This is a genomic window from Streptomyces sp. JLBG701, assembly GCF_058544905.1.
This window is the reverse complement of the sequence record NZ_CM178588.1, coordinates 6,584,115-6,602,865: the sequence shown is the minus strand read 5'-3', so window position 1 is coordinate 6,602,865 and position 18,751 is coordinate 6,584,115. Positions and strand designations below refer to the sequence as shown.

Annotated in this window: 17 protein-coding genes; 8 read left to right on the top strand and 9 right to left on the bottom strand. The window is 70.2% G+C overall.

Annotation, left to right across the window (positions count from 1 at the left end):
- Positions 1-43: 43 nt before the first annotated feature.
- The 4 genes from ilvD to AC5DRG_RS30540 form a co-directional block, all read right to left on the bottom strand.
- Positions 44-1,897 (bottom strand): dihydroxy-acid dehydratase, encoded by a 1,854-nt coding sequence (ilvD, locus tag AC5DRG_RS30555; RefSeq protein WP_491802679.1) that lies wholly within the window; start codon positions 1,895-1,897, stop codon positions 44-46.
- A 138-nt stretch (positions 1,898-2,035) separates the two neighbouring features.
- Positions 2,036-2,641: a TetR/AcrR family transcriptional regulator gene (locus AC5DRG_RS30550; RefSeq protein WP_491802678.1), complete on the bottom strand. Its 606-nt coding sequence runs from the start codon at positions 2,639-2,641 to the stop codon at positions 2,036-2,038.
- Entirely contained in the window at positions 2,638-3,462 is an 825-nt protein-coding gene (locus AC5DRG_RS30545) for a sugar phosphate isomerase/epimerase family protein (RefSeq protein WP_491802677.1), read from the bottom strand. The genes AC5DRG_RS30550 and AC5DRG_RS30545 overlap by 4 nt, the downstream gene beginning before the upstream one ends.
- 148 nt (positions 3,463-3,610) lie before the next feature.
- On the bottom strand, positions 3,611-4,543 hold the full coding sequence (locus tag AC5DRG_RS30540) for a Ppx/GppA family phosphatase (RefSeq protein WP_491802676.1): 933 nt from the start codon (positions 4,541-4,543) through the stop codon (positions 3,611-3,613).
- Positions 4,544-4,626: 83 nt separating this feature from the next.
- Here AC5DRG_RS30540 and AC5DRG_RS30535 point away from each other — a divergent pair, with 83 nt between their 5' ends.
- A complete protein-coding gene (locus tag AC5DRG_RS30535; RefSeq protein WP_491802675.1) occupies positions 4,627-5,505 on the top strand; it encodes a DUF3109 family protein in 879 nt (292 codons plus the stop codon).
- A 37-nt stretch (positions 5,506-5,542) separates the two neighbouring features.
- Here AC5DRG_RS30535 and AC5DRG_RS30530 read toward each other — a convergent pair whose 3' ends face one another.
- Positions 5,543-7,330 (bottom strand): BACON domain-containing protein, encoded by a 1,788-nt coding sequence (locus AC5DRG_RS30530; RefSeq protein WP_491802674.1) that lies wholly within the window; start codon positions 7,328-7,330, stop codon positions 5,543-5,545.
- A 196-nt stretch (positions 7,331-7,526) separates the two neighbouring features.
- Here AC5DRG_RS30530 and radA point away from each other — a divergent pair, with 196 nt between their 5' ends.
- Positions 7,527-8,936 carry a DNA repair protein RadA gene (gene radA / locus AC5DRG_RS30525; RefSeq protein WP_491802673.1) on the top strand — a complete coding sequence of 470 codons (1,410 nt, stop codon included), beginning with the start codon at positions 7,527-7,529 and terminating at the stop codon, positions 8,934-8,936.
- 81 nt (positions 8,937-9,017) lie between these two features.
- Positions 9,018-10,142, top strand: a complete 1,125-nt coding sequence (gene disA / locus AC5DRG_RS30520) for a DNA integrity scanning diadenylate cyclase DisA (RefSeq protein ID WP_491802672.1) — start codon at positions 9,018-9,020, stop codon at positions 10,140-10,142.
- On the opposite strand, the gene AC5DRG_RS30515 is transcribed toward disA, so the two are convergent.
- On the bottom strand, positions 10,139-10,948 hold the full coding sequence (locus AC5DRG_RS30515; protein WP_491802671.1) for a hypothetical protein: 810 nt from the start codon (positions 10,946-10,948) through the stop codon (positions 10,139-10,141). The two genes, disA and AC5DRG_RS30515, sit on opposite strands and share 4 nt — an antisense overlap.
- A 440-nt stretch (positions 10,949-11,388) precedes the next feature.
- On the opposite strand from AC5DRG_RS30515, the gene AC5DRG_RS30510 reads away from it, so the two are divergent.
- The 5 genes from AC5DRG_RS30510 (at position 11,389) to cseC (ending at position 16,030) form a co-directional block, all read left to right on the top strand.
- Positions 11,389-12,300: an HhH-GPD family protein gene (locus AC5DRG_RS30510; RefSeq protein ID WP_491802670.1), complete on the top strand. Its 912-nt coding sequence runs from the start codon at positions 11,389-11,391 to the stop codon at positions 12,298-12,300.
- 325 nt (positions 12,301-12,625) lie between these two features.
- Complete coding sequence (locus tag AC5DRG_RS30505) at positions 12,626-13,174, top strand: SigE family RNA polymerase sigma factor (protein WP_491802668.1); 549 nt, start codon at positions 12,626-12,628, stop codon at positions 13,172-13,174.
- Positions 13,162-13,827: a hypothetical protein gene (locus AC5DRG_RS30500; RefSeq protein WP_491802667.1), complete on the top strand. Its 666-nt coding sequence runs from the start codon at positions 13,162-13,164 to the stop codon at positions 13,825-13,827. Before AC5DRG_RS30505 ends, AC5DRG_RS30500 begins: the two co-directional genes overlap by 13 nt.
- 126 nt (positions 13,828-13,953) lie before the next feature.
- Positions 13,954-14,658, top strand: coding sequence for a two-component system response regulator CseB (gene cseB / locus AC5DRG_RS30495; protein WP_491802666.1), 705 nt, complete (start codon positions 13,954-13,956; stop codon positions 14,656-14,658).
- Positions 14,659-14,677: 19 nt separating this feature from the next.
- A complete protein-coding gene (gene cseC / locus AC5DRG_RS30490) occupies positions 14,678-16,030 on the top strand; it encodes a two-component system sensor histidine kinase CseC (protein WP_491802665.1) in 1,353 nt (450 codons plus the stop codon).
- Between the two features lie 22 nt (positions 16,031-16,052).
- On the opposite strand, the gene AC5DRG_RS30485 is transcribed toward cseC, so the two are convergent.
- From AC5DRG_RS30485 to AC5DRG_RS30475, 3 genes are all read right to left on the bottom strand, one after another.
- On the bottom strand, positions 16,053-16,499 hold the full coding sequence (locus AC5DRG_RS30485; RefSeq protein ID WP_491802663.1) for a VOC family protein: 447 nt from the start codon (positions 16,497-16,499) through the stop codon (positions 16,053-16,055).
- 58 nt (positions 16,500-16,557) lie between these two features.
- Positions 16,558-16,989, bottom strand: coding sequence for a helix-turn-helix transcriptional regulator (locus AC5DRG_RS30480; protein WP_491802662.1), 432 nt, complete (start codon positions 16,987-16,989; stop codon positions 16,558-16,560).
- A 136-nt stretch (positions 16,990-17,125) separates the two neighbouring features.
- The gene (locus tag AC5DRG_RS30475) at positions 17,126-18,736 is read right to left on the bottom strand and encodes an MDR family MFS transporter (RefSeq protein ID WP_491802661.1); all 1,611 of its coding nucleotides are present in this window, start codon (positions 18,734-18,736) and stop codon (positions 17,126-17,128) included.
- Positions 18,737-18,751: the final 15 nt, after the last annotated feature.

The window sequence follows — 18,751 nt, the reverse complement described above, 5'->3', positions numbered from 1 at the left end:
GAGGCGGCCCTCAAAGGCTCGAAGCCGAAGCCGAGGAAAACCCTCAGCCCAGCTTGCTCACATCCCGCACCGCGCCCTTGTCCGCGCTGGTCGCCATCGCCGCGTAGGCGCGCAGCGCGGCCGACACCTTGCGCTCGCGGTTCTTCGGGGCGTACGCCCCGTTCAACGCCTGCTCGCGGCGCGAGAGTTCCGCGTCGTCGACGAGCAACTCGATCGAGCGATTGGGGATGTCGATGCGGATGCGGTCGCCGTCCTCGACGAGGGCGATCGTGCCGCCTGACGCCGCCTCGGGGGACGCGTGGCCGATCGACAGACCCGACGTGCCGCCCGAGAAGCGGCCGTCGGTGATCAGGGCGCAGGTCTTGCCCAGGCCGCGGCCCTTCAGGAACGACGTCGGGTAGAGCATCTCCTGCATACCCGGGCCGCCCTTGGGACCCTCGTAGCGGATGACGACCACGTCGCCGTCCGTGACCTGTTTGTTGAGGATCTTCTCGACGGCTTCCTCCTGCGACTCGCAGACGACCGCGGGGCCCTCGAAGGTCCAGATCGACTCGTCGACGCCGGCCGTCTTCACGACGCAGCCGTCCACGGCGAGGTTGCCGCGCAGGACCGCGAGGCCGCCGTCCTTGGAGTACGCGTGCTCGGCCGAGCGGATGCAGCCGCCCTCGGCGTCCTCGTCCAGCGCCTCCCAGCGCTCGGACTGGGAGAAGGCCTCGGCGGAGCGGACGCAGCCCGGGGCCGCGTGCCACAGTTCGATCGCCTCGGCGGAAGGGGAGCCGCCGCGGACGTCCCACGTCTTCAGCCAGTCCGCGAGCGAGGGGCTGTGGACCGAGTGGACGTCCTCGTTCAGCAGGCCGGCGCGGTGCAGCTCGCCCAGCAGGGCCGGGATGCCGCCCGCGCGGTGCACGTCCTCCATGTAGTACGTGCGGTTCTTCGCGACGTTGGGCGCAACCTTCGCGAGGCACGGCACGCGGCGCGAGACCTCGTTGATCTGCTCCAGGCCGAAGGGGATCTCCGCCTCCTGGGCCGCCGCCAGCAGGTGCAGGATCGTGTTGGTGGAGCCGCCCATCGCGATGTCGAGGGCCATGGCGTTCTCGAAGGCCGCGATGGTGGCGATGTTGCGGGGCAGGACCGTCTCGTCGTCCTGCTCGTAGTAGCGCCGGGTGATGTCCATCACAGCGCGGGCGGCATCGACGTACAGCCCCTTGCGGGCCGTGTGCGTGGCCAGGACCGAGCCGTTGCCGGGGAGGGAGAGGCCGATGGCCTCGGTCAGGCAGTTCATCGAGTTGGCGGTGAACATTCCGGAGCAGCTGCCGCAGGTCGGACAGGCGTTCTCCTCGATACGGAGGATGTCCTCGTCCGAGATCTTGTCGTTCACGGCGTCGGAGATCGCGTCGACCAGGTCGAGCGTGCGGACCGTGCCGTCCACGAGGGTGGCGCGGCCGGACTCCATCGGGCCGCCGGAGACGAAGACCGTGGGGATGTTCAGGCGCAGGGCCGCGTTCAGCATGCCCGGGGTGATCTTGTCGCAGTTGGAGATGCAGATCAGGGCGTCGGCGCAGTGGGCCTCGACCATGTACTCCACGCTGTCCGCGATCAGGTCGCGGGAGGGCAGGGAGTACAGCATGCCGCCGTGGCCCATCGCGATGCCGTCGTCCACCGCGATGGTGTTGAACTCGCGCGGGATGCCGCCGGCCTCGGTGATCGCCTCGCTGACGATACGGCCCACCGGCTGGAGGTGGGTGTGGCCGGGCACGAACTCGGTGAAGCTGTTGGCGACCGCGATGATCGGCTTGCGGCCGATGTCCGCGCCCGGTACACCGGAGGCGCGCATAAGGGCGCGTGCGCCCGCCATGTTGCGGCCGTGGGTGACTGTGCGGGACCTCAGCTCGGGCATCGTCGCTCGCTCCTTCAGAGACTGCGATCAGAGAATTCTGGCTGCTAACGAGCGTACGCCGGTCATCCAGAGGGCGGACGGAGTGTCCGAAATGCGGGATGCGCGTCTCACCTTAGATCGGCTGAGCGCTGCTGAGCCCTACGGCCCCGTCAGATGCCCCTGCACCACCGGCGCCACCCGCGCGATGATCTGCTCCACGTCCGCCGACGCCAGCGGCTCCACCTTGATGACGTACCGGAGCATGGCCGAACCCACCAGCTGTGCCAACGCCAGCTCGACGCGCAGCTCCGCGTCCGGCAGGTCGACCTGGTCGGCGATGCGGCGCAGCAGCTGGGAGGCGACGAGGCGGCGGAAGACGGCGGCCGCGGTCTCGTTGTTCACCGCCGAGCGGGCGATCGCCAGCAGGGGCATACGGGTGGCCGGGTTCTCCCAGACGCCGTAGAAAAAACGCGTGAGGCGCTCGCCGACGTCCTCCAAGGGACCCTCGGCGACCGCGTCCGGCGCGCTCAGCGCAGGGGCCGCGGCGACCGCGACGGCCGCCTCGAAGACCTGCTCCTTGGTGCCGAAGTAGTGGTGGACCAGGGCGGAGTCGACCCCGGCGGCCTTCGCGATCCCGCGCACCGACGTCTTCTCGTAGCCGCGCTCGGAGAACTCCTCGCGGGCCGCGGTCAGGATGCGGTCGCGGGTGTCGGCCGATTCCGTACGAGGGGGTCGGCCCCGTTTCCGCGCGGTCGCGTCGGTCATCGCCTGGGCACCTTCACCGCGGACGCCAGATGGAGGCGGGTGTAGGCCAGGGCCTCCGCGAGGTCGGCCTCGCGTTCGGCGCTGGACATCGCGCGCCGGGTGTTGACCTCGATGACGACATGGCCGTCGAAACCGGTCAGGGCGAGACGCTCCAGGAGCTCGGCGCAGGGCTGGGTGCCGCGGCCGGGGACGAGGTGCTCGTCCTTGTTGGAGCCGCCGCCGTCGGCGAGGTGGACGTGGCCGAGGCGGTCGCCCATGCGGTCGATCATGTGGATCGCGTCCGTGCGGGCCGTCGCGGTGTGACTGAGGTCGATCGTGAAGTGCCGGTAGTCGTCCTTCGTCACGTCCCAGTCGGGGGCGTAGGCGAGCATCTCGCGGTCGCGGTAGCGCCAGGGGTACATGTTCTCGACGGCGAACCGCACATCCGTCTCGTTCGCCATCCGCCAGATCCCGGTCACGAAGTCACGCGCGTACTGGCGCTGCCAGCGGAACGGGGGGTGTACGACGACCGTGGTCGCGCCCAGCTTCTCGGCGGCCGCCTGGGCGCGCTGGAGCTTGATCCAGGGGTCGGTGGACCAGACGCGCTGGGTGATGAGCAGGCAGGGGGCGTGGACGGCGAGGATCGGGACCTGGTGGTAGTCGGAGAGGCGGCGCAGGGCCTCGATGTCCTGGCTGACCGGGTCCGTCCACACCATGACCTCGACGCCGTCGTAGCCGAGGCGCGCGGCGATCTCGAAGGCCGTCGCCGTCGACTCCGGGTACACGGACGCCGTGGAGAGGGCGACCTTCGCATCCGGGATCCGTACGACTGGGTTTGCCACGGGGACAGGTTACGCGGCTTGGGAAGTGGGCCGGAGTCGGTGTTCGCCTATTCGCCATCGGGCTGTCTCGTCATGGGCGGGTGCGGGTTGGCTGTGGCTGGTCGCGCAGTTCCCCGCGCCCCCCGCGACACTGCCCCTAATGTCCGCTTTATGCGGAACCCATGTGATCCAAGCGTCGCAAGATCACGCCCTCCCTCAACGCCCACGGGCAGATTTCCAGCTTGTCCACGCCGAACAGGTCCATCGCGCCCTCTGCCACCAGGGCGCCGGCGAGGAGCTGGGCCGCTCGGCCCTCCGAGACTCCCGGGAGTATCGCGCGTTCGGCGGTGGGCATGGCGGCTAGGCGGGGGACCCAGGCTTCCAGGGATTCGCGCTTGAGTTCGCGCTGGACGTAGAGGCCGTCCGTGGAGCGGGCGGCGCCGGCGAGGCGGGCCAGTTGCTTGAAGGTCTTGGAGGTGGCGACCACGTGGTCGGGGGCGCCGAAGCGGCTGAACTCGCCGACCGTGCGGGCGATCTGGGCGCGGACATGGCGGCGCAGCGTCCGTATGGCCTCCGGGTCGGGCGGGTCACCGGGCAGCCAGCCCGCGGTCAGCCGACCCGCGCCGAGCGGCAGGGAGACGGCCGCGTCGGGCTCCTCGTCGATGCCGTAGGCGATCTCCAGGGAGCCGCCGCCGATGTCGAGGACGAGGAGCTTGCCTGCGGACCAGCCGAACCAGCGGCGGGCGGCGAGGAAGGTGAGTCGGGCCTCTTCTGCGCCCGTGAGGACCTGGAGCTCGGCGCCGGTATCGGCCTGCACGCGCGCGAGGACATCGTCGGCGTTGCTGGCCTCGCGCACGGCGGAGGTCGCGAAGGGCAGCAGTTCCTCTACGCCCTTGTCCTCGGCGGCCTGGAGCGCCTCCTGGATGACGCCGACGAGTTTGTCGACGCCCTCGGGGCCGATGGCCCCGTCCCCGTCCAGGAGTTGGGCAAGGCGCAGCTCCGCCTTGTGCGAATGCGCGGGCAAGGGGCGCGCGCCCGGGTGTGCGTCCACCACCAGCAGATGCACCGTGTTCGATCCCACGTCGAGGACACCGAGTCTCATGTAAGAAACGCTACTGCCAGCGGAGACGTGGACAGACACCCGTGCGGTCCCTGAAGAGCCTTTCGGCGACTTACCCTGGGTGCGTGCCAAAGACGAAAAAGGCGAAGGACAACAAGTCGGCCAAGTCGACCAAACCCGCTGAGACAGCCACGGGTTCGGCCGCGGCTTCTTCGCAGGTGAAGTCACCGAAGAAGTCGAAGAAGGCCCTGGCAGGCGACGAGAAGGGGCTCGACTTCGCACGCGCGTGGGTGGAATTCCCTGATCCGGCGGACGACGAGCAGGTCTTCCGGTGCGATCTGACATGGCTGACCTCTCGCTGGAACTGCATCTTCGGAAGCGGCTGCCAGGGCATCCAGGCGGGCCGCGCGGACGACGGGTGCTGCACGCTGGGTGCCCACTTCTCCGACGAGGACGACGAGAAGCGGGTCGCGGAACATGTGGCGAGGCTCACGCCGGACATGTGGCAGCACCATGACGTGGGCACCAAGACCGGCTGGGTCTCGCAGGACGAGGACGGCGACCGGCAGACCCGCCCGTACCAGGGCTCGTGCATCTTCCAGAACCGGCCCGGTTTCGCGGGCGGCGCGGGCTGCTCGCTGCACATCCTGGCCGTGAAGGAGGGCCGGGAGCCGCTGGAGACCAAGCCGGACGTCTGCTGGCAGCTGCCGGTGCGGCGGACCTACGACTGGATCGACCGGCCCGACGACACGCGCGTGCTGCAGGTGTCGATCGGTGAGTACGACCGCCGGGGCTGGGGTCCGGGCGGCCACGACCTGCACTGGTGGTGCACGTCGGCGACCTCGGCGCACGGCGCGGGCGACCCGGTGTACGTGTCCTACAGGCCCGAGCTGACCGAGCTGATGGGCAAAGCCGGCTACGACCGTCTGGTCGAGCTGTGCGAGGAGCGACTGGCCTCGCAGCTGCCGCTGCTGGCACCGCATCCGGCGGATCCGGTGAGCTGAGGCCACGGATCCACGACGACTTCGGCGTCTGCTACGTCTACGACACTGACGGGCTCGGGTCGCCGCTCTCGCTGGGCGGTGGCGACGAGTCCGCCGGTTCGGATGGGGGCGGGTCGGCGGGCGGGGGTTCCGGCTCGGGCGACGAGGGCGGGTTGCTCGGCGTCGGGTCGGTCGGGTCGGAGGGCGTGGAGTCCGAGGGCGTCGGCTCGGTGGGCGCCGTGGGCGTGGGCGTCGGGTCCGGGCCGGACGAGGGGGGCGGGTCCGCGGGGGTGCCCGGGCTGCTGGGGCCGGGGTCGGAGGGGCTGGGTGCCGTGCCGTACCCCTCGATGGAGACGACGGCGCCGGCGGGTGAGATCGCCACGTGTGCGCTCCAGTACCCGGAGGGCTCGCGCAGATGGTCGACGTACACCTTGATCGTGAACGATTCGCCGGGTCTGAGCGTTCCCGAGGACTTGCTGAGATAGAGCCAGGCGGCGCCCGTGGTCGCGGACCAGTGGACCGGGGCGGATCCGGAGGCGGTCAGGGTGATGAGCGTGGTGTCGCCGCTGTTGTCGGCCGCCACGTCCAGGCGTCCGGCGCCCTTCTGGCCTGCGCCCGCGACACTGACGACCTCCACGGAGACGTCCGGCTTGTTGCCGTCGGCGAACCGGTCGGGCCTGGTGCTGGCGTTTCCGGCGTTCTCGTAGTCGTCACCCGCCGCAGCGCCGCCGAGGTCGCCGGTGCCGTGGGTCTCGCTCGCGGTGGCCGAGCCGCTCACCCGCTCGCCCTCGCCGGCCAGCGGGGCGCCCCGGTAGGCGGCCCACAGGGCCAGCACGGGCGCCGCTACTACGGTGGCGACGACGGTCGTCGTGACGGCACGCGCGCGTAGGCGGTCCCGTCGGGCGGCGCGGTCCTTGGGGTCCATCGGGAAGCCGCGCCGGTCGAAGCGCGGGGCGGCCATGCCACGCGCGCGTGGGAGGTACGCCATGGCGGCGTGCAGGGCCGCGCGCGGGGCCTCCAGGACGTGCAGCTCGGCGGGTGTGACGCCGGTGACACCGGCGCCGGGCCAGCAGCCGGGGACCGCGCGCTCGGCGGTACGACGGCAGCGCGGGCAGTCGTCGACGTGCCGGACGAGCTCGCGGCGCAGGGTGGTGCTGAGGACGAGCTGGTTGTCGCCGGTCAGCCGGGCCACGCTGGGGCAGCTGCCGGTCTCGACGACGGCGAGCGCCGCGCGCGTGCGCTCGACCTCGCAGGCCGCGGAGGCCAGCAGCTCGCGGGCGGCGGCGAGTTCCATACCGAGGACCGCGGCGACCTCGTGGGCGGCGAGATGGTGGCGCACGGCGAGTTCGAGCGCCTCGCGCTGCTCGGGGGTGGTGCCGGCGGCCTCCGGCCAGGCGAGCAGGGCCAGTTCGCGCCGGCGCTGCTCCTGGACGTCCTCGGAGACGGCGGGCCCGGTGGGCTGCGCGGCCCGCTGCCGGTCGCCGCCGTGGCGGCCCCCCGGGTGGGCGGCGTGCGTGCCCTGACGTTTCTGCTTGGCCTCGGCCAGCTTGCGCAGACAGGCCCAGCGGGCCAGCGCGTACAGCCAGGCCCTGCGGTCGCCGGCCGCCTCGGGGCCACGCTGACCGCGCCGCTCGGCGAGCGCGAGGACGTCACCGAGGGCGGCGGTCGCCGCGTCGTGGTCGCACAGCACGGACAGGCAGTACGTGAACACGCCGTCCAGATAGGGCTCGTAGCGCGCGGGTGGCCGCTGCGCCAGAGTGCGCGCGGCAGCACGATCACGCGCCTCCCGGTGCGCCCGATGTGCGCCGGTGGTGCGGGTCGATGTCTCCGGACTGCTGCTCATCATCCGTGGACCGTAGGCGGCGTGAGATGGCCCCTTCCTCCACCTTGAACACTTTTAATCCGTACGGGTGAAACGATCCCTCAATAGGGGACAGGAACCCGCGATTTCGTGGCTCGTTCCTGACGGGGCGTGGCTGGTTCACGAGGGGTGTGACTGCCGGCGGTCAGCGTTGTCAGTGGCGGCGACTACGGTCTTCCCCATGGCTGCCCGTACGAAGACCACGAAGGACCGGCCGTCCTACCGCTGCACCGAGTGCGGCTGGCAGACGGCCAAGTGGCTCGGTCGCTGCCCCGAGTGCCAGGCCTGGGGGACGATCGAGGAGTACGGCGCGCCCGCTGTCCGTACGACGACGCCGGGGCGGGTCACCACCTCCGCCGTGCCCATCGGCCAGGTGGACGGCCGCCAGGCGACGGCCCGCTCGACCGGTGTGCCCGAGCTGGACCGTGTCCTGGGCGGCGGGCTGGTCCCCGGTGCGGTGGTCCTCCTCGCGGGCGAACCCGGCGTCGGCAAGTCGACGCTCCTGCTCGACGTGGCGGCCAAGTCGGCGAGTGACGAACATCGCACGCTCTATGTCACGGGCGAGGAGTCGGCCAGCCAGGTCCGCATGCGCGCCGACCGCATCAAGGCGATCGACGACCACCTCTACCTCGCAGCGGAAACCGATCTGTCCGCCGTGCTCGGCCACTTGGACGCGGTGAAGCCGTCCCTCCTGATCCTCGACTCGGTCCAGACCGTCGCCTCCCCCGAGATCGACGGCGCGCCCGGCGGCATGGCCCAGGTCCGCGAGGTCGCCGGCGCCCTGATCCGCGCCTCCAAGGAGCGCGGCATGTCCACCCTCCTGGTGGGCCATGTCACCAAGGACGGCGCCATCGCGGGCCCCCGCCTCCTGGAACACCTGGTGGACGTCGTCCTGTCCTTCGAAGGCGACCGCCACGCGCGCCTGCGTCTCGTACGGGGCGTCAAGAACCGCTACGGCGCGACGGACGAGGTCGGCTGCTTCGAGCTGCACGACGAGGGCATCACGGGCCTCGCCGATCCGAGCGGCCTGTTCCTGACCCGCCGCGCCGAGCCGGTCCCCGGCACGTGCCTGACCGTGACTCTGGAGGGCCGCCGGCCGCTGGTGGCCGAGGTCCAGGCCCTCACCGTCGACTCCCAGATCCCCTCCCCCCGCCGCACCACCTCCGGCCTGGAGACCTCCCGCGTCTCGATGATGCTCGCGGTCCTGGAGCAGCGGGGCCGGATCAGCGCCCTGGGCAAGCGGGACATCTACTCGGCGACGGTCGGCGGAGTAAAACTCTCGGAACCGGCGGCAGATCTGGCCATCGCCCTCGCGCTGGCCTCCGCGGCCAGCGACACCCCCCTCCCCAAGAACCTGGTCGCGATCGGCGAGGTCGGCCTCGCGGGCGAGGTCAGACGGGTCACGGGCGTCCAGCGCAGGCTCTCGGAAGCACACCGTCTGGGCTTCACACACGCCCTGGTTCCGGGCGACCCGGGCAAGATCCCCGACGGTATGAAGGTCCTGGAAGTCGCGGACATAGGGGACGCCCTGAGGGTCCTTCCACGCTCGCGTCGCCGAGAGGCCCCACGGGACGACGAGGACCGCCGGTAGACTTTGCCCTGGTCTCGCCCGTCCGTACGAACCGAGTGTGCGAAACGGGAGCGTCCCAGAACCCGCGACCGGAGGAGTGCAGTGGCAGCCAACGACCGGGCGTCAGCTCCCGGAAAGTCCGGCGGGAGCTCCGGTGCCGATGGCCTGATGCGCGCCTCATTGAGCGCCGTGGCACCCGGCACGGCCCTGCGCGACGGCCTGGAGAGGATTCTCCGCGGCAACACGGGCGGGCTCATCGTGCTCGGCTCCGACAAGACCGTAGAGGCGATGTGCACGGGCGGTTTCGTCCTGGACGTCGAGTTCACAGCGACGCGCCTGCGCGAGCTGTGCAAGCTCGACGGCGGCATCGTCGTCTCCTCGGACCTCTCAAAGATCCTCCGCGCGGGCGTCCAACTGGTCCCCGACCCGATGATCCCCACAGAGGAGACAGGCACCCGCCACCGCACCGCGGACCGCGTCAGCAAACAGGTCGGCTTCCCGGTCGTCTCGGTCTCCCAGTCGATGCGCCTGATCGCGCTCTACGTCGACGGCCAGCGCCGCGTCCTGGAGGACTCGGCGGCGATCCTCTCCCGCGCCAACCAGGCCCTGGCGACCCTGGAGCGCTACAAGCTCCGCCTGGACGAGGTCGCGGGAACGTTGTCAGCGCTGGAGATCGAGGACCTGGTGACGGTCCGCGATGTCTCCGCAGTGGTCCAACGCCTCGAAATGGTCCGCCTCATCGCCACCGAAATCGCCGAATACGTGGTCGAACTGGGCACCGACGGCCGTCTCCTGGCCCTCCAGCTGGACGAGTTGATCGCAGGCGTGGAACCAGAGCGCGAACTCGTGGTCCGCGACTACGTCCCCGAGCCCACCGCCAAACGCTCCCGCACTGTGGACGAGGCCCTAGCCGAGCTCGACGCCCTCTCCCACGCGGAACTCCTCGAACTGCCCACAGTGGCCCGAGCCTTGGGCTACACCGGCTCCCCCGAGGCCCTCGACTCGGCGGTCTCCCCCCGCGGATTCCGCCTCCTGGCCAAGGTCCCCCGCCTCCCCGGCGCGATCATCGACCGCCTGGTCGAACACTTCGGCGGCCTCCAAAAACTGCTGGCCGCGAGCGTCGACGACCTCCAGACGGTGGACGGCGTAGGCGAGGCCCGCGCCCGAAGCGTCCGGGAAGGCCTCTCCCGCCTGGCGGAATCGTCAATCCTGGAGCGTTACGTCTAGTCGTTCTCCAACACGAACGACGTCTGCACCTTGCCAAACCCGGCTGTCTTCACCTCAACCAGATAAGTCCCCGCCCCGGCCACCCCCGCCGGAGGCGTGGCACACTCCGGCGCACTCGGCTTGCGGTCCCACTCCACGGCGTACGTAACACCGGCACCCGCGGACACCCGGTACAGAAGACTGCCGGCTCCCTTGGGGCAGTCGTCGGAAGCCCAGAAGTCATCACTGCTCCCGGCCTGAGTGATCGTCACCACCGCACTCTTGGGCCCGAGATCAACCTTGCAGTCACTCCCGGACGAGTTCTTGGCCGTCAACTCAAGAGTGGGCGTCTCACCAGGCGCATACGTGTTACGAGCACTCCGCACACTCAAAGTGACAACGCCGGCCGTGCAGTTGGGCAGGGTCGAATTCGCCGGCAGCGTGTCCCCCGTACCCCCACCGTCCCCGTTGACCCCATCACCGGAGCCAGAGGTCCCACCGGATTCCCCGGCCCCACTCGACTCCCCACCGCTACTGCTACCACCACCACTACCGCTACCACTGCTGCCGCCATCGCTCGACTCGTCACGCCCGCCCGGGGCTTGACTGATGGCGGGCCCGGAATCGGACGGCCCGGGCGTGATGGTGGAGGGGACGGGATTCTTCCCGTTGGAGCCGTCCGCGTCGTTGCTACCGCCTCCGCCACCGGAGTTGACGACCCAGGTGACCAGCAGCGCCAACACCGCGACCACAGACAGCATTACAACCCTCCGTCGCCAGTAGATGGAGGAGGGAAGCGGCCCGACCGGATTGCGCAGAGATCCCACGGCGCAAACTGTACGAGAGATCGGCACACGAACTTGCCCCACCCGCCGCCCCGATCTCAACTTTTCCGGATCATCATTCCGGCACCGGGGCAGACCAGGACGCCCATCCGCGCCCCCGGGACGGCCCGAAAGCCGCGTACGGCGGGAAGGGGACGTGCCGGGGGGGGTGTCCGCCCGCAGCGGATGGCGTGTCAACACCGGCATGTTGGTGAGCAGCCGATTCCGCGCCAGACCGAGGACGGATACCCCGGCGCGGCCCCGACCCACGACGAACCGCAAGGCGCTACGCGCACCCCCACAGGGCGGAGGCCGCGCGGCGACGCAGCGTCAGCCAGCCGCCCCGCACCGGACCACGCCTGCCCCTACAAGGAACCGCACAACCAGGACGCGCACGGCACATCGCACACACCCCCGCCCCCGCATGGCAGGATCGGAACGCCATGACTGCGCCCACACACACCCCCTCCGACCGCGCCCTCGGCGACCCCCTCCACACCCCCGTGATCGCCTGGTTCGACGCACACGCCCGCGACCTCCCCTGGCGACGCCCGGAGGCCGGCCCCTGGGGCGTGATGGTCAGCGAGTTCATGCTCCAGCAGACCCCGGTCAACCGCGTCCTCCCGGTCTACGAACAGTGGCTGGCCCGCTGGCCCCGCCCCGCCGACCTCGCCAAGGAGGCCCCGGGCGAGGCCGTACGGGCCTGGGGCCGCCTCGGCTACCCCCGCCGCGCCCTACGTCTGCACGGCGCCGCGGTCGCCATAACGGAACGGCACGGCGGCGACGTACCCACCGACCACGCCCAGCTCCTCGCCCTCCCCGGCATCGGCGAGTACACGGCCGCGGCCGTAGCCTCCTTCGCCTACGGCCAGCGGCACCCCGTCCTGGACACGAACGTCCGCCGCGTCTTCGCCCGAGCGGTCACCGGCGTCCAGTACCCCCCGAACGCCACGACCGCCGCCGAACGCAAACTCGCCCGCGCCCTGCTCCCGGAGGACGAGGGCACCGCCGCCCGCTGGGCCGCCGCCTCGATGGAACTGGGCGCGCTCGTCTGCACGGCCAAGAACGAGACGTGCCAGCGCTGCCCGATCGCCGCCCAGTGCGCCTGGCAGCTCGCGGGCAAGCCGGAGCACGAGGGCCCGCCCCGCCGCGGCCAGACCTACGCGGGCACCGACCGCCAGGTCCGCGGCAAGCTGCTGGCCGTACTCCGCGAGGCACACACCCCCGTACCGCAGGCGGCTCTGGACCGCGTGTGGCACGAACCGGTCCAGCGGGCCCGCGCATTGGACGGCCTGGTGGCCGACGGCTTGGTCGAACCTCTGCCGGACGGCCGATACCGGCTTCCGCTGACCTGATGCAAAGCGTCCCGCCGACCAGCCACACGACCTCCCGCTGACCCGACGTACAGGAAAGTCACAGCCGTACGGGCTTCCTCACAGCCACCACCGCCCACCCAAACCGCCCCATTCCCACCCCATCCACCCAGTCTCTTTAGCCCGCTCCTACTTCCGTTACACAACCGACGGACAGCCGAGCGTTTCTCGCAGGCTGCTCCGCACAGGCCCGTGACAACCCCTCCGTAGCTTCGGTTCTGTGCCCGACGGGGGCGCGACAGCTACAGACCACGGGCAGTGGCGCCGGCAGCGGGCGGGTCGGAAACGGGGATGGAGGCGGTTGATCATGGCGCAGGGCGAGGTGGCCGAGGTGCTTGAGTTCGAGGAGTACGTCCGCACCCGGCAGGACGCGCTGCTGCGCAGCGCCCGCCGCCTGGTCCCGGACCCGGTGGACGCCCAGGACCTGCTCCAGACGGCGCTGGTACGGACGTACGGCCGCTGGGACGGTATAGCCGACAAGCGGCTCGCCGACGCCTACCTGCGCCGCGTGATGATCAACACCCGGACCGAGTGGTGGCGGGCGCGCAAGCTGGAGGAAGTGCCCACCGAGCAGCTCCCGGACGCGTGCGTCGACGACTCCACCGACCAGCACGCGGACCGCGAACTCCTGATGGACATCATGAAGGTGCTCGCCCCCAAGCAGCGCAGCGTCGTCGTACTGCGACACTGGGAGCAGATGTCCACGGAGGAGACGGCCGCCGCACTCGGCATGTCGGCCGGAACGGTCAAGAGCACGCTGCACCGGGCGCTCGCCCGGCTCCGCGAGGAGCTGGAGAGCCGCGATCTGGACGCACGCGCGCTGGAGCGTGAGGAGCGGGAGCGTTGCGCGGCCTAACCGGCGCTGGGCCCAACCGGGCCCGGGTGACCTTTCAGGCGGTGATCACGGCAGGGGCCGTGTTCGCCGCCGTCGCCCTTTTCGTCAGCGCCTGCTCCACCGGCGGCACCGGCACCCGCGACGAGGGCGCGGCACACGCGTCGGCATCGACGGTGGAGGGCGCCGCGGCGACGCCGTCCCCCACCCCTTCCCCCTCCGCCACCCTGGACCGCGTGAACGCGGTCAAGCTCGTCATGGCCGACCCGCAGGTCTCCGCGGCGGTCAAGCGCGAGCTGAAGCCGTGCGGCAAGGACTACCCGGTCGACGTGTTCTACGGCAATCTCACCGGCGGGGTCGCGAGCGACGTGGTCGTCAACGTCCTGAGCTGCGGCGAAGCGATCGGTATCGGCTCGTATGTGTACCGCGAGCAGAACGGCACGTACAAGAACGTGTTCCGGGCCGAGGAGCCGCCGGTCTACTCCGACATAGACCGCGGCGACCTGGTGGTGACCAAGCAGGTGTACGAGAAGGGCGACCCGGTGTCGAGCCCGTCGAGCGAGGACGTGATCACGTACCGCTGGGTCGCGGGCCGCTTCGCCGAGGAGTACCGGACGCATCACGACTACAGCAACGCGGTCGGCGGCGACGCGTCGGCGGTGCCGGACACCAACTGAACGCGTCACGTGAACCGAACGCCCCACGAGAACCGATGTACAACCGACGTACATACGCACCACGCACAGACGCACCACCCGACGAGACCCCCACAACGACCAAAGACAAAGACTGAGAGCAGCGGGATGGCAGACCAGACCCATGTCCTGTTCGTCGAGGACGACGACGTCATCCGTGAGGCCACCCAACTCGCCCTGGAGCGGGACGGCTTCGCGGTGACCGCGATGCCCGACGGGCTGTCGGGCCTGGAGGCGTTCCGGGCGGACCGCCCCGACATCGCGCTCCTGGACGTCATGGTTCCCGGCCTGGACGGCGTGAGCCTGTGCCGGCGCATCCGGGACGAGTCGACCGTGCCGGTGATCATGCTGTCGGCGCGCGCCGACTCGATCGACGTCGTACTGGGCCTGGAGGCGGGCGCGGACGACTACGTGACGAAGCCGTTCGACGGCGCGGTCCTGGTCGCGCGCATCCGCGCTGTGCTGCGCCGCTTCGGCCACGCGAGCGGCGGCGACCGCGCGGACGAGACGGCCGCCCCGGTGGCCGGCGGTGTGCTGACCTTCGGCGACCTGGAGATCGACACCGAGGGCATGGAGGTACGCAAGGCGGGTCGGCCGGTGGCGCTGACGCCGACCGAGATGCGGCTGCTCCTGGAGTTCTCCTCGGCGCCCGGCACCGTGCTCTCCCGCGACAAGCTCCTGGAGCGCGTGTGGGACTACGGCTGGGGCGGTGACACGCGCGTCGTCGACGTCCATGTGCAGCGACTGCGTACGAAGATCGGCCAGGACCGCATCGAGACGGTCCGCGGCTTCGGCTACAAGTTGAAGGCCTGAGCGGGGGATACGGCGGGGTATGCGGGAGAACTCTCGGCGCGTACGGCGCCTGATGCCGACCCGGATGGAGCTCACGGGCATCCGCACCGGACTCAGATGGAAGCTCAGCGCGGCCATCGCGCTGGTCGGCGCGCTGGTGGCGATCGCGCTCAGCCTGGTCGTGCACAACGCCGCCCGGGTCTCGATGCTGGACAACGCACGTGAACTCGCGGACGAACGCGTCCGGATCGCCCAGCGCAACTACGAGCTGTCCACCCGGCCCAACTTCCCCGACGTCAAGATCGACGACCCGCGGCTGCCGGCGGCGCTGCGGGCGAAGGTCGAACAGGGGCGGCGGGCGACCTATGTCACCGACAACGGGGGCAGCTCGCCCGACATATGGGCGGCCGTGCCGGCCAAGGACGGCAGGATCCTCTCCGTCCACACCGGATTCACCTACCGCAGCGCGGACATCCTCAAGGACCTCGACCAGGCCCTGATCATCGGCTCGATCGCGGTCGTCCTCGGCGGCAGCGCGCTCGGCGTGCTCATCGGCGGGCAGTTCTCGCGGCGACTGCGGAAGGCGGCGGCCGCGGCGAACCAGGTCGCCAGGGGCGAGACGGACGTACGGGTGCGGGACGCCATCGGCGGGGTCGTACGGGACGAGACCGACGACCTCGCACGGGCGGTGGACGCGATGGCGGACACGCTGCAGCAGCGCCTTGAGGCGGAACGCAGGGTCACGGCCGACATCGCGCACGAACTGCGCACACCGGTGACCGGCCTGCTCACCGCCGCCGAACTCCTGCCGCCGGGTCGCCCGACGGAGCTGGTCCTGGACCGGGCGAAGGCCATGCGCACGCTCGTGGAGGACGTCCTGGAGGTCGCGCGGCTGGACAGCGCCTCGGAGCGGGCGGAGTTGCAGGACATACTGCTGGGCGAGTTCGTCACCCGCCGGGTCACGGCGAAGGACCCGGCCGCCCGGATACAGGTGGTCCACGAGTCGATGGTCACGACCGACCCGCGGCGCCTGGAACGCGTCCTGTTCAACCTGCTGGCCAACGCCGCACGGCACGGCAAGCCGCCGATAGAGGTCTCCGTCGAGGGCCGGGTCATCCGCGTCCGCGACCACGGCCCCGGCTTCCCCGAAGAACTCCTCGCGGACGGCCCGAGCCGCTTCCGCACCGGCAGCAGCGACCGCTCCGGCCACGGCCACGGCCTCGGCCTGACCATCGCGGCAGGCCAGGCCCGGGTCCTGGGCGCCCGCCTGACCTTCCGCAACGTACGCCCGGCGGGCGCACCGGAACACATACCGGCGGAGGGCGCGGTGGCGGTCCTGTGGCTACCGGAACACGCGCCGACGAACACGGGAAGCTACCCGATGCTGCCGTAGAGGCACGCGAGAGCCGGAGCTGTCAGCAAGCCCAGTCCTGCGCCGGGTCGAGGCCGCCCTCGCGCGGCTGGGTGAAGGAGAACCAGTTCCCGGAGTCGTCGCGGAACAGCGCCTCCGTACCGTACGGACGCTCATGCGGCTCCTGCAGGAACTCCACGCCGCGGTCCTTGAGCTTCTTGTAGTCGCCGTGGATGTCGTCGGTGGTCAGCACGCCCGCGCCGAGTGCCCCCTTGGACACCAGCTTCCTGATCATCTCGGCGGACTCGGGGTCCATCCCGGGCCCGTTCGGCAGCATCAGCGTGAGCTCGACGTCGGGCTGGTTCGGGGAACCGACGGTGAGCCAGCGCATGCCGCCCTCACCCATCGTCATGTCCGTACGGACCTCAAGGCCCAGCTTCTCGGTGTAGAACTCCTTGGCCCGGTCCTGGTCAAGGACCCAGACGGTAGAGATGGCGAGACCCTTGATCATGGCGTGCTCCTGTCGACTGCCGTTCGCGCTTGCCATGTCACCGTAGGCGGCGGCACTGTCAGTCCGCTTCTCCAGAATTGCGCTCTGTTCCACCGGAGGCGGACCTGAAGCCGCCGGCCCAGTGCATGACGTAGCACCCAGGTATGAGAGCGGTCCCACGCCCCACATGCTTAGCCCGGTACTCGGTCGGCGTCAGCCCGGTCAACGCCTTGAACCGCGCCGAAAACGTCCCCAGGCTGCTGAACCCGACGAGATGACAGATCTCCGTCACGGACAGATTCGCGGTACGCAGCAGATCCTCGGCCCGCTCGATCCGCCGATGCGACAGATACTGCCCGGGCGTCTCGCCGTACGCCGCCTTGAAGGCCCGTACAAAGTGATACCGGGAGTACCCGGCGTACGCGGCAACGGCATCCAGATCGAGCGCCGGATCGGCCCAGTCCCGATCCATGGCGTCTTTGGCCAGCCGCAACTGCCGCACCTTCTCCATGCGACCGATGGTGACACGCACCTCGCGATACCGACCCAGGTTGAGATCGCCCCCGCCGGGCGAAGAACCCAAAAGCGAAGACCCCCGGGGCGGACACCAGCCGGGGGCCTTCAGCTCACTACGGAATCCCGCACAATCAGACGGTCTCCGCCACACTCCCCTTCGAGGGAACCTCACTCACCGCGTCCCCGTCAGGCGTAGGCGCAGCCGACCCCGCCCCCTTCAGCGGAACCTCCTTCACGAACACCGCCGCCACCAACGCGATCGCAGCCACCGCAGCCCCCAGCAGAAACGCCGTATGCGTCCCTGCGGACACCGCATGCTGATAAGCCTCCCGAGCCACCGCCGGCAGCTTCGCCAGACTCGCCGCATCCAGTTGCGCGGACTGCTCGGTGATCTTCGACCCCACCGCCCCGGCCCGCTCGGCCATGACGTCCTGCACCCGGTGATTGAACAGCGCACCCATGATCGCGACACCGAAGGAGGAGCCGAGCGTACGGGAGAGGGTCGAGGTCGACGACGCGACGCCCATGTCCTTCATCTGCACGCTGTTCTGCGCGACCAGCATGGTGATCTGCATGAGGCAGCCCATACCGAGCCCGACGACAGCCATGTACACACCGGACGTGAACCGGCTCGTGTCGGTGTCCATCAGCGACAGCAGATACAGCCCGACGACCATCAGCAGCCCACCGGCGACCGGGAAGATCTTGTACCGCCCGGTGTTCGTGGTCACCCGCCCCGCGATCATCGACGTCACGAGCATCGCACCGAGCATCGGCAGCAGCAGCAACCCGGAGTTGGTCGCGGACGCGCCCTGCACGGACTGCTGGTACAGCGGCAGGAAGAGGGTCGCACCGAACATCACGAACCCGGTGATGAAGCCGATGATCGCCATCAGCGTGAAGTTCCGGCTGCGGAAGATGTGCAGCGGCACGACCGGCTCGGCGGCCTTGGTCTGCCAGAACACGAACCCGACGAGCGAGGCGACACCGATCGCGATGAGCTCCATGATGCGGGCGGAGCTCCACGCGTACTCCGAACCGCCCCACGTGGTGACCAGCACGATGGAGGTGATGCCGACGGTCAGCAGCCCGGCACCGAGGTAGTCGATCCGCGCCTGCGCCCGCTTCTTCGGCAGATGCAGCACCGCACTGATCGCGGCGAGCGCCACGACACCCAGCGGCAGGTTGATGTAGAAGGACCAGCGCCAGCCCCAGTTGTCGGTGATGGTGCCGCCGACCAGCGGTCCGCCGATCATCGCGAGCGCCATGACGCCGGCCATCATGCCCTGGTACTTACCGCGCTCCCGCGGCGGAATGAGGTCACCGATGATCGCCATGACGCCGACCATCAGACCACCGGCGCCGAGGCCCTGGATCGCCCGGAACCCGATCAGCTGCCCCATGTCCTGGGCCATACCGCTGAGCGCCGACCCGATCAGGAAGATCACGATCGAGGTCATGAAGGCGCCCTTGCGCCCGTACATGTCACCGAGCTTGCCCCACAGCGGAGTGGAGGCCGCGGTGGCGAGCGTGTACGCGGTCACGACCCACGACAGGTGCTCAAGCCCGCCCAGTTCACCCACGATCGTCGGCATCGCCGTGCCCACGATCATGTTGTCGAGCATCGCGAGCATCATCGTGATCATCAGCGCGAGCAGAACGACCCGCACGCTCTTCGGCTGCTTCTCTTCTACGTCCGCCGCCCCCGCCGCATCCGGCGTGACGGTCTCTGTGTCCGCCATCTTTCCCACTCCCCC